Below are 11,019 nucleotides of genomic sequence, written 5' to 3'. Positions count from 1 at the left end.
GAGCCGCTTCTTCTGCTGGCCCTTGGACAGATGAAACCAGTACTTGATGAGCAGCACGCCCTCGTCGCTCAGCATCTTCTCCAAGCGCTGAATCTCGCCGACGTCGGCGGAGAATTCTCCCTTGCCGATTTGTCCCATCACGCGCTGCACGATCGGCATCGTGTGCCATGCGCCGAAGAAGATGCCGATCTCCCCCTTGGGCGGCAACGCACGCCAGAACCGCCAGTTGGCAGGCCGCTCGCGCTCCTCGTCGGAGGGCTGGGAGAACGCGTGGGTGTGAATGTGCCGCGGATCCATCCACTCGTTGAGCAGATTGACGGTCTCGCCCTTGCCTGCGCCCTCGACGCCCGCGATCAGGACCAGGACGGGAAAGCGCCCCTGCTGCTTGAGGTCGAACTGCGCGTTGAGCAGGGCCTGGCGAAGCCTCGCTTCCTCGCGGCGGTAGGCCGCCTTGTCGACGTGATGCTTCAGCTTGGCGGATTCAAACATGGCGGAAATAGAGCGGGCTTTTCGCGGACTCAAAATGACCCAGATCAAGGTCTTCCGCAGCCGATGGCCGAAAATGTCCGAAATTTCGAGGGGTCGAGCAATGAAGAGGCTGATTGGTGCCGTCGTCGGGGCGCTCGGTCTGGCGACATCGGCGGCCGCCCAGGTACCGGTGGCGATCGTCGAGGATGTGCAGGGCAAGGTCGACGGCGTCGAGTTCATGGACTATGTCGCGCAGGGCAAGGTCATCAAGCTCGCGCCCAAGGCGACGGTCGTGCTCAGCTACATGAAGTCGTGCCTGCGCGAGACGATCACGGGCGGACTCGCGGTCGTCGGCACCGAACAGAGCCTCATTCACCAGAGCGAGGTCCAGCGCGTCAAGGTCGACTGCGACACCAGCGCCACCCAGCTTTCCGATCGCGAAGCGGGCCAGAGCGCCGCCACGACTTTTCGCTCCGTGGCACCCGGCGAACGCGCCGACGCGCCGACGCTCTACGGGCTATCGCCGGTCGTGGAGGTGAAGGGCACGGGTACCCTCGTCGTCGAACGAATTGACGTGCAGGGCGAACGATATACCATTCCCATCAAAAGCGAGGCACTCGTACGGGGCAAGTTCTACGATTTCGCCAAGGCCAGGAAGTCGCTGACCGCGGGCGGCACGTACACGGCAAGCCTGGGCGCGCGCAAGACCACGTTCAAGATCGACCCGGGCGCCGCGGCCGGTCCGGCGCCGATCATCGGCCGTCTCGTGCGCCTCTGAACGGGCGCCTGGCGGCGACAGCCGGGACAGTCCAGATGAGGCACAGAGCGACCAGACGGGACATCCTCGCCGGTGTCGCCATCGCGCTCGCCTGCGGACTTCTGTTTTCGTCCCCGCCGCTCGATATCGTGCACGGCTGGTCGATCGACGCGCTGACCACGATTCGATGGAGCCTGTTCGGCGATCGTCGCGATCCCGCCCCGGCGCCCGTGGTGGTCGTCGCGATCGACGAGGAAAGCTACCAGACGCCGCCCTTCAAGGGGTCGCCGACCCTGACCTGGACCCGCGAGATCGGCCGGGTGCTGTCCGCGCTCATCGATGGCGGGGCGAAGGTGGTGGGGCTCGACGTCATCTTTCCGACCTCGATCGAGCAATCCGAGATTCCCTTCGGCGAGGAGCCGCTGGGCGCGCGCATGCGCGGCTTCGACCGCGACTTTCTCCGCGCGCTCGCGACCGGCGCTGCGGCCGGCAAGATCGTGCTGGGCGAGATCCAGAGCCGCGACCAGCCGGTCCGGCCCGCACCGGCGCAGCGGATCGCAGTCCGCCAGCAGAGCAACATCCGCGCGCTGAACGTCTACACGGATTCCGACGACGTGGTGCGGCGATTGCCGCTGACCTTCTCGATCGACGGCAAGCCGGTGCCCTCGATGGCAGTCGAGCTGGCATCGCGCGCGCTCGATACCCGGCCGCAGCTTGCGCCGGACGGCACCATGACGCTCGCCGGATACCGGATTCCGAGCGCGGTGCCGAATACGCTCACGCTCAATTTCCGCGGCGGCGGCGAAGACGTGCCGACCTTCTCGTTCGCGGACCTGCGCGCCTGCGTCGACAAGGACGACCGCGACTACTTCCATCGCACCTTCGACGGAAAGATCGTGATCCTCGGCACATTGCTCGACTTCGACGACCGCAGGCTCACCTCGAAGCGTTTTGCGACCGGCATCGACAGCGCCGGCGCGCCGCGTTGCGCGCTGACGGCACGCGCCGCCCCGCGACAGGTGAAGCGCAGCGCGATTGCGGGCGTCTACATCCACGCCACCGCGATCGGCAACCTCCTCGGCCACAACGCCGCGGTCGAGCCCGGGCGTGTGTCCACGAGCCTGATCGCGATCGCCTTCGCCGCCCTCGCGGTCATCGCCACGCTGATGCTTGCGCCGGTCGGCGCGGCGCTCGCCTGCTCGGCAGCGGCCGTGGCCTACGTGCTCGGCGCGGCGGCCGCGTTCACCTACTCGCCGCTGGCGCTGCCGCTCAGCGAGCCGATCCTCGCCGGCTTCATGGCGCTCGCGATCATGGTCGGCTATCGCTTCGTCATCGCCGATCAGGAGGAGCGATTCCTGCGCAAGAGCTTCGCGCTCTACCTCGCGCCGCAGGTCATCGACAGCATGATGAATTCGGAGAAGATGCCCGAGCTCGGCGGCGAGATGCGCAACGTCACGGTGTTCTTCTCGGACGTCGCCGGATTTTCCACCTTCTCCGAGAAGATGTCGCCGAGCGCGCTGGTGGCGCTGATGAACGAATATCTGTCGGCGATGACCGACATCATCGAGAGCCATGGCGGCTACGTCGACAAGTATGTCGGCGATTCCATCGTTGCGGTGTTCGGCGCGCCCGTCAGCGATCGCGACCACGCCTGCAATGCGGTGCGCGCGGCGCTGCGTTGCCGCGACCGCCTCGAGGAGCTCAACCGGAACGATGTTTCCTTCCAGGGATACAAGCTCGCCCACCGCATCGGGCTGAATTCCGGTGATGCGCTGGTCGGCAACATCGGCTCGCGCCGGCGCTTCAATTACACCGTGATGAGCGATGCCGTGAACGTCGCATCGCGGCTGGAGGGCGCGAACAAGTATTTCGCCACCTCGATGATGGCCTCGGAGATGACGGTCGCATTGACGGGGACGACGTTCGCGTGGCGCGAACTCGACGCCATCCGGGTCAAGGGCCGCTCCGACCCGGTCAAGATCTACGAACCGCTGGCCGAGGCCGGCCAGGAGACGCAGCAGCAAGCCGCAACCGCTGCGGCCTATGCCGAGGGCCTCGCCTGCTGGCGGGCGCGCGAATTCGGCCGCGCGCGGGATTGCTTCGACCGGATGTCGGCTACCGATCCTCCCTCCGCACTGTTTCGCGACCGCGCGACGCGATTGGCCGACAATCCGCCGCCGCCGGCCTGGGAGCCCGTCAATACCCTCGAGGGCAAGTAGCCTGCGGCGTCGTGCCCTGCCGCCCGCATCGGGCGGGCGCGTCGCGGCGGAGTCCGGACGGAGCGATCGCCGGCCCTAAAGCGCGATGTTCGGCGCATCGCGCCGGGTCTCCGGCATCGCCAGCAGAACCAGCAAGAGGCCCGCCGCGGCGACGCAGGCGAGTCCGACGAAGGCGGCGCCGCTGCCGAAGCGGTCGCTGACATAGCCGCCGAGCACGGTCGAGAGCGAGGCGCCGATGCCGGTCGCGGTGCCGACGATGCCCTGCGCCAGGTTGAAATGGCCACTGCCGAAGGCGACGTCGGCCACGATCAGCGGGACCATCACGGCGAACACCGCCGCCGTGATGCCGTCGAACACCTGCACCAGCACGAGAAGATAGGGATCGTGGACGGCCGCAAACAACAATCCGCGCATCGCGAGCGCGCCGAATCCAATCAGCAGCAGCGGCCGCCGGCCCCAGGCCTGCGCCTTGCGCCCGACCGTCGGCGACAGCAGCGCGACGATCGCCTGCGGCACGATGATGCAGCCGGCAATCAGCACCGTCGCCCATTGGCTCGACCGCGTCGTCACCACGCTCGCCATCAGCGGAAGCATCGTCGCGTTGGCGAGTTGCAGCAACAGGACGCTGCAGGCGAAGATCAGGAGCGGCCGCTGCCGCACGAGGTGCCACACATTGGTGTCCGCGCCCGCGGCGGCCTCCCGCGGCAATTCGCCGTGACTGCGCGCCACGTCGACCTCGTCCTCGCGAATGCGCGAGAGCGCGATCAGGGTCGGGATCGCCAGCAGGAACGTGACCAGGAAGACCGAGCGGCTCGACAGCAGATAGCCCGCCGTCCCCATCACCGCGGCGGCCACGCCGTTGCCGAGCGAGGCGAAGCGCGCATTGCGGCCGAGCCGTTCGCCGATCGCGAGCGGCCCGACGAGGCCGAGGCTGATCGCGGCGATCGCCGGCCCCAGCACGCAGCTCGCGGCGGCGTGCAGGGTCGCGGCCGTCGCCACCACGGGAAAGATCGGCCAGACCGCATAGGCCACCGCGACGCAGCCGATGGTCGCAACCGCAAGGCCCGCGACCAGCCGCTCCGATCGGGCCGCATCGATGATTGCCCCGCCCGGCATCTGGCCGATCAGGCCGACGATGCCGCCGATCGACAGCACCAGGCCGATCTCGACCTGGGTCCATTTCTGCGTCGTCAGGTAGACCGCGATGAACGGGCCGAAGCCGGTCTGCACGTCGGCGAGGAAGAAGATGAACCAGTCGAGGCCACGCAGGCTCCGGCGCGACGGGGACGGCGGCTTGCCCGGCCGCGACGACGCGATACCGGCGCCGCGGCCCGCAGGCGGGCTGCCCGGATCGAAAGACGACGGAACAGGCCTGCGCGACGATGTCACCGGAGGTCCACCCTTCCCGCCTCAAGGAAGGACTTGCAGCGGCTGCAGGCTGCCCGAGGCGCCGAGCACGACGATCGGCGCACCCTCCTTGTATTCCGGAGCGGCGGCGACCTGGGCCTTGGTGAGTTCGAGCGAGATGCTGTCCTTCTTGTTGGCGACCTTGCCGAAACGCAGCGCGTTCCAGTCGACCACGATCTTGCGGCTGCCGACGCCCAAAAAACCGCCGAAGTCGATCACCGCGGCCCGCACGTGGCCACCGCGGTCGACGATGACGTCGACGATGCGCCCCATGTCCTCGTCGGCGGCGCTGCGGACGTCGCGGCCGAGCACGCCGTGTGCCTCGCTGGCGCCGATCACCGTCACCGAGGCCGGCGGCGCGGCCTCCTTCGGCACGGCCGGCACCGTGGGCACCGGAGCCGGCGCGGCGGCATCCGGTGCGGACGTCGGCGCCTCGGCGGCACAGACCGCCGCGCTTGCGAAAATCAGCGCGCTCGACAGCAATCGCCCGGCGACACGCATGGGACCTCCTTCCGGCTCGGATGCCAAGGCGCGATGAGATTGGGATGAATCGTCATCGCGCTTTAGGTTATCGTTTGAGCATGATCTCGGCGCAAACGCGTTCCGCGTTTGTCGCGAGGGAAAACCGCTTCGCACTTTTCCGGATCATGCTTTAGCGCGTCAGCACGATCGACACCTGGATCTGGCCGCACGTGCGCAGCACCTCGAGCGCCACGTCGTCGCCGTGACGGCGAATCCCGAGGTCGACGCTGGATGACCGCAGTTTCAGGTCGCGCAGGATCACCTCGTTCAGGAAGGCCGGCAGGCGCGGATTGCGCAGGCGGATCTCGTTGCGCGCGACGTCGAACTCGATGCCGAGCGCCGCCTCCAGCAGCGTGAACGGCGTCGCGCTGGCCCAGGCCTGCGGCGCGCAGGCGACCGGATAGAGCGTCGGGCCGCGCCGCTTCTCGCGGCGGAAGCCGCAGAACAATTCCGGCAGGCGGCGCAGGTCCATGTAGGAGGCGGCGTCGAACAGGCCCTTGAAGACGTGCGCCACCGAATGCTTCAGCCCGTAGCGGGCGAGCCCGAGCGCGATCAGCGCATTGTCGTGCGGCCAGATCGATCCGTCATGATAGGACATCGGATTGTAGCGCGCCTCGCCGAGCGCCACGGTGCGGATGCCCCAACCGGAAAAGAAATGCGGCTGCATCAGGTCGGCGGCGACCTCGCGCGCGCGGTCCTCGCGGATCATGCCGCTGAACAACAGCTGGCCCGCATTCGAGGTCCGCACCCGGCACGGCCGCTTGGCGCCGTCCAGCGCCAGCGCGTAGGTGCCGAGATCCTCGCACCAGAACGCCGCCTCGAAGCGCTCGGCCAGCGCGTGCGCCTCGGCCTGGAGCTGCCCGGCGAACTCCGGCTTGCCGAGCCGCAACGCGCAGCGCGCGGCGAGCGTCTTGGCCGCGAAGACGTAGCCCTGCACCTCGGCGAGCGCGATGTGGCCTTCGGCCAGCGTGCCATCGGCGTGGAAGATCGCGTCGTAGGAATCCTTCCAGCCCTGGTTGGCGAGTCCCTGCTCGGAGGCGCGCCGGTACTCGACAAAGCCGTCGCGGTCGGGATCGCCGGGGCCATCGATCCAGGCCAGCGCGCGTTCGATGGCGGGCCACAGCTGACGAAGCGTTTCCTCGTCGCCTGTGCGCTCGAAATAGCGGCCGGCCAGCAGCACGAACAGGGCGGTGGAGTCGACGCTGCCGTAATACTGCGCGAACGGTACCTCGCGTAGCGCGGCCATTTCGCCGCCGCGCATCTCGTGCAGGATCTTTCCGGGGTCGGCATCGGCGAGGAGGTCGGTCTCTCTGGCCTGGAAATGCGCCAGCCGCTTCAGCACGCCTTCGGCCACGCGCGGATCGATCCACAGCATCTGCAGCGCCGTGATCACCCCGTCACGGCCGAAACTGGTCGAATACCAGGGGATGCCGGCATAGGGATAACGGCCCTGCGGCGTTTCCGTCATCAGCATGTTGAGGTCGGCCATCGCCTGGCACAGCACCTCGTTGAAGATGTCGTTCGATGTCTCGACGCTGGTCATGCCCACCGTCTGGCGCCGCATCTCGCGACGATGCGCCAGGAGCCCGGAGAAGAATCGCGCCGGCCTCTGCGTCAGCGGCCGGTTGCAGGAGACCGCGACGAACAGCGATCTCGCCTTCTGCGGCTCGAGCTCGAGCTGCCAGGTCGCGGCATTGACCGACAGGCGCGTCGGCCGGGGATCGAAATGCAGCGCCGTCGTGCGCTCGACGTCGTCGAGCCCGCAATATTCGAGCACGACGTCGGCGGGCCCGGACAATCGGCTGGCGCCGATCCCGCGCCGCGGGCGCTTCTCGCCGCGCACCTCGAACAGATCGGCAAAGTCGTTGTCGAACAGCAGCGTCAGCGCGAAGCTCGCCGCCCGTTTGCCGTGGTTCTGCAGCCCGATGCGCTGATAGGCGGTACCGCGCCACAGGAAGATCGTGCGCACGATGTGCAGCATGTCCTTCTCGAACACGATGCGCCCCTGACGGTAGATGTCGGGATTGGTGAGATCGACCGTGAGCGCCGAATTGTCGTCGCGCAGATTGGACCCCAGCAATAGCGGCTGGAGATCGTCGAGCACGAGCTCGAGCCGCGCCAGATAGCGCGTATCGCAGTTGAACAGCCCGTCCGGTCCGCCGGCCGAGGCGCCGATATCGCCGTGGCTGTCGAGCACGATGAAGGTGTCGTCATGCTTGAGCGAGCGGCGCGGCCGTGCCGCCGGGCCGGTCATCGGGATGTAGAACGGCTGCTCGGCGAGCGGCTCGGGGCTCCGCGACATCGAGACGATCTGGGTTACGATCTCGGCTGACATGCCTGTCCCCTGCACTTCATGCGTGAACGCAACGCGACCGACCCGGCAGGCTACGCGGCGGACCTTGCGAGCCGGTTCATTTCCTGCGTCACCAGTTCGCGATACGGGCCGTGGCCCTGCATCAGGCGATCCGGCGGGCCGTCCTCGACGATCCTGCCGGCCTTCAGCACCACCACGCGGTCGAAATTGCGCAACGTCGCGAGACGGTGCGCGATCGCAATCACGGTGCGGCCGCGCATCAGCCGCGACAGCGCTTCGCGAATGGCCTCTTCCGATTCGCCATCGAGCGCGGCGGTCGCCTCGTCGAGCAGCAGGATCGGCGCGTCCTTGAGGAAGGCGCGCGCGATCGCGATGCGCTGGCGCTGGCCGCCGGACAATTTGACGCCGCGGTCGCCGACCATGGTGTCGAGCCCCTCCGGCAGCGTCTCGACGAAATCGCAGCGCGCCGCGATCGCAGCGCGCAGCACCTCGTCGTCGGTCGCGCTGGGCCGGCCGTAGCGGATGTTCTCGCGGATGGAGCGGTGGAACAGGGAGATGTCCTGCGGCACCACGGAGATCGCCTCGCGCAGGCTGAGTTGCGTGACCTTGGCGATGTCCTGGCCGTCGATGGTGATGCTGCCCTCGTCGACATCGTAGAACCGCTGCAGCAGCGTGAACAACGTCGACTTGCCGCCGCCGGATTGGCCGACCAGCCCGACGCGCCGGCCCGGCTGCAGCCGCAGGCTGAACCGATCCAAGATGCGCCCGCCGCCGGGATAGCCGAAGCCGACATCGTTGAAGGAGATGGCGGCCCCGCTCCGCACCAGCGGCTCGGCCCCGGGATCGTCGCGTAACTCGTGCGGCACGAGCAGCGTCGCGATCGCCTCGGTCAGCCGCGCCACGTGCTGGGTGACGTCGACCAGCGCCACCGCGAGATCGCGCGTGGCGTTGAGGATCGACAGGCCGAGCGTGCAGACGAGGACGACGTCGCCGGTCGTGGCGTCGCCGTGCTGCCACAGCGTAATGACCCAGGCCAGCAGCGCAATCGTGAGCACGACGGTCACGGCGGCGTGAATGAGCCGCAGTCGCTCCAGATAGCGCAGGCTGCGCCCGCGCGCGGTGACCTCGCGGTTCACGGTGGCGTCGAACCTTTCGTGCTCGTGGCCGATGCCGCAGAACGCCCGCACCAGCGGCATGTTGCTGATGACGTCGATCATCTCGCCGTCGACCAGAGCGGCCTTGTCGGCGAAATCGTCGTGCAGCGGCTTGCCGGCGGCGGCCAGGCGAAACATGGCGATCACCATGCCGCCGGCGACCACGATCAGGCCCGCGGCCATCTTCGGGCTCACGGTTCCGATCAACGCGATTGCCGCGATTGTGGCGATGCACGGCGGCAGCACGTTCCAGACGAACATGTTCTCCACCGTGAAAACGGCGTTCGAGGTCGCGGTGATGCGGCTCGTCAGCATCCCTGGCATGCGGTCGGAAAAGTAGCTCGGCGCGTGACCGGTGAGGTGACGGAAGATGTCGCGGCGCAGATCGCCGGTCACGCGGACAAAGGTGAAGCTCGCTGTCCAACTCGCGATCCGCCACAGGAAATTGTCCGCGGCGATCATCGACATGAGAATGGCGAATGCCAGCCATACGCTGCCGCCATGCGACGGTCCCGCGGATAGCGTATCGACGAGAAACTTGACCCCATATTGCGTGCCTACCGAACAGGCAACCGCGGCCACGACGGAGGTGAGGATCACCAGATGCGAGGCGGACCGCCGGCGGAGATAGCGCAGGACGAAAGCGAACGGACGCCGCGCGTATCCTGAGAGCTGGTCCATCTGGCTGCTACCCATGGTGAGATGAGAAATGTCGGTCGCGCTGCGGCTCATCGATTGAACGACGACTGTGCGGTCCCGGTTCCACGGCGGCGCGATCACGACGAGACGATGCGGACGATCCGAGGAGGCCTCGATGGCGGAATCGCGACGCACGCGACGGGTCTCGAATATGTAACCTTTGGTGAGGGGAACTCCGCGGATGCGGCAACGTTCCCTTGGTTGGCATGCCGGTGCCGTTGTGAGCTGGGGGTCCAATCGCCATGAGCAGCACAGAGGAGATGGTGAGATGCGCATCGCGCAGGTAGCTCCGTTGACGGAGGCTGTTCCACCCAGGCTTTACGGCGGCACCGAGCGGGTGGTGCATTGGCTGACGGAGGAGCTGGTCGCCCTCGGACATGACGTGACACTGTTCGCGAGCGGCGATTCGCAGACCTCGGGCCGGCTCGACGCCCTGTGGCCGAAGGCGCTGCGGCTCGACGGCGCGGTGCGCGATCCCAACGCGCTGCACATGGTGATGCTGGAGCGGGTGCGGCGGAAATGCGACGACGAGGAGTTCGACTTCCTCCACTTCCATCTCGACTACTATCCCTTTTCCCTTTTCCATCGCCAGCCGACGCCGTTTCTGACCACGCTGCACGGCCGGCTCGATCTGCCCGAGCATCAGCCGGTGTTCGACACCTTCTCCGCCGTCCCCGTGATCTCGATCTCGGACGCGCAGCGGCGACCGGTACCGCAGGCCAACTGGCTGCGCACCATCCATCATGGCCTGCCGGAAACGCTGCTGATGCCGAGGCCCGTCCGCCAGGACTATCTGGCCGTGCTCGGCCGCATCGCGCCGGAAAAGGGCGTCGACCGCGCGATTGCGATCGCCACACGCTGCGGCATACCGCTCAAGATCGCGGCCAAGGTCGATCGCGCCGACCAGGACTATTACGACGAGCTGATCCGCCCGCTGATCGAGAGCAATCCGCTGGTCGAGTACATCGGCGAGATCGCCGACGGCGAAAAGTCCGACTTCCTGAGCGGCGCGATCGGCCTCCTGCTGCCGATCGACTGGCCGGAGCCGTTCGGGCTCGTCATGATCGAGGCGATGGCGTGCGGCACGCCGGTGATTGCCTTCGACCGAGGCTCGGTGCCGGAGATCGTCGAGGACGGGCTGACCGGCTTCGTGGTCGCCGACGAGACCGGCGCGATCGCCGCCGTCAGCCGCCTGGGACAATTGAGCCGGCATGCGATCCGCAACCGATTCGAGGCGCGCTTCACCGCAAGACGGATGGCGCTCGACTATCTCGCGGCCTATCGCAGCCTGATCGAGGCGACCGAGCCGCGAATCAAGCTGGTGAGCAGCGCGGAATAGCGCGCCGTCTCCATCCGTGGTGCACAAGGAGGCCCCGGATTACGCTTGCGCTCCATCCGGGCTACGCGGCAGGCCGTAGCCTGCATGCAGCGCAAGCGGAATGCAGGGGAAACTTTGCCTCTGCCGACTTTGCTGATAGA

Annotated in this window: 7 protein-coding genes and 1 pseudogene; 3 read left to right on the top strand and 5 right to left on the bottom strand. The window is 67.4% G+C overall.

All coding sequences use genetic code 11. From position 1 onward, the window contains the following. Nucleotides 1-489: pseudogene (locus tag KGM94_RS19285) on the bottom strand (polyphosphate kinase); the annotation flags it as partial. A gap of 100 nt (nucleotides 490-589) precedes the next feature. Between KGM94_RS19285 and KGM94_RS19280 the strand changes: the two are divergent. Together KGM94_RS19280 and KGM94_RS19275 are read left to right on the top strand one after the other, a co-directional pair. Beyond that, nucleotides 590-1,246 carry a hypothetical protein gene (locus KGM94_RS19280; protein ID WP_300262977.1) on the top strand — a complete coding sequence of 219 codons (657 nt, stop codon included), beginning with the start codon at nucleotides 590-592 and terminating at the stop codon, nucleotides 1,244-1,246. A gap of 35 nt (nucleotides 1,247-1,281) precedes the next feature. Further along, entirely contained in the window at nucleotides 1,282-3,444 is a 2,163-nt protein-coding gene (locus KGM94_RS19275) for an adenylate/guanylate cyclase domain-containing protein (protein WP_300262967.1), read from the top strand. A 75-nt stretch (nucleotides 3,445-3,519) separates the two neighbouring features. Here KGM94_RS19275 and KGM94_RS19270 read toward each other — a convergent pair whose 3' ends face one another. The 4 genes from KGM94_RS19270 to KGM94_RS19255 form a co-directional block, all read right to left on the bottom strand. Beyond that, nucleotides 3,520-4,761, bottom strand: a complete 1,242-nt coding sequence (locus KGM94_RS19270; RefSeq protein WP_300262974.1) for an MFS transporter — start codon at nucleotides 4,759-4,761, stop codon at nucleotides 3,520-3,522. A gap of 93 nt (nucleotides 4,762-4,854) precedes the next feature. Next, nucleotides 4,855-5,352, bottom strand: a complete 498-nt coding sequence (locus tag KGM94_RS19265; protein ID WP_300262964.1) for a PRC-barrel domain-containing protein — start codon at nucleotides 5,350-5,352, stop codon at nucleotides 4,855-4,857. Nucleotides 5,353-5,503: 151 nt separating this feature from the next. Further along, nucleotides 5,504-7,708: an amylo-alpha-1,6-glucosidase gene (locus KGM94_RS19260; protein WP_300262961.1), complete on the bottom strand. Its 2,205-nt coding sequence runs from the start codon at nucleotides 7,706-7,708 to the stop codon at nucleotides 5,504-5,506. 50 nt (nucleotides 7,709-7,758) lie between these two features. Further along, nucleotides 7,759-9,522 (bottom strand): ABC transporter ATP-binding protein, encoded by a 1,764-nt coding sequence (locus tag KGM94_RS19255; protein ID WP_300262970.1) that lies wholly within the window; start codon nucleotides 9,520-9,522, stop codon nucleotides 7,759-7,761. A 286-nt stretch (nucleotides 9,523-9,808) separates the two neighbouring features. On the opposite strand from KGM94_RS19255, the gene KGM94_RS19250 reads away from it, so the two are divergent. Further along, complete coding sequence (locus KGM94_RS19250; protein WP_300262958.1) at nucleotides 9,809-10,879, top strand: glycosyltransferase family 4 protein; 1,071 nt, start codon at nucleotides 9,809-9,811, stop codon at nucleotides 10,877-10,879. The last annotated feature ends 140 nt before the right edge of the window (nucleotides 10,880-11,019 follow it).

Origin of the sequence: Bradyrhizobium sp., assembly GCF_028868675.1 — a bacterium.
GTDB lineage: Bacteria > Pseudomonadota > Alphaproteobacteria > Rhizobiales > Xanthobacteraceae > Bradyrhizobium.
This window is presented reverse-complemented; position numbering and strand designations above follow the sequence as displayed.

What these genes read in the sequence shown, in the direction of transcription:
- KGM94_RS19250 (WP_300262958.1), top strand. Translation starts at nt 9,809, where the DNA reads ATGCGCATCGCGCAGGTAGCTCCGTTGACGGAGGCTGTTCCACCCAGG.
- KGM94_RS19275 (WP_300262967.1), top strand. Translation starts at nt 1,282, where the DNA reads ATGAGGCACAGAGCGACCAGACGGGACATCCTCGCCGGTGTCGCCATC.
- KGM94_RS19260 (WP_300262961.1), bottom strand. Translation starts at nt 7,708, where the DNA reads ATGTCAGCCGAGATCGTAACCCAGATCGTCTCGATGTCGCGGAGCCCC.
- KGM94_RS19280 (WP_300262977.1), top strand. Translation starts at nt 590, where the DNA reads ATGAAGAGGCTGATTGGTGCCGTCGTCGGGGCGCTCGGTCTGGCGACA.
- KGM94_RS19255 (WP_300262970.1), bottom strand. Translation starts at nt 9,522, where the DNA reads ATGGACCAGCTCTCAGGATACGCGCGGCGTCCGTTCGCTTTCGTCCTG.
- KGM94_RS19265 (WP_300262964.1), bottom strand. Translation starts at nt 5,352, where the DNA reads ATGCGTGTCGCCGGGCGATTGCTGTCGAGCGCGCTGATTTTCGCAAGC.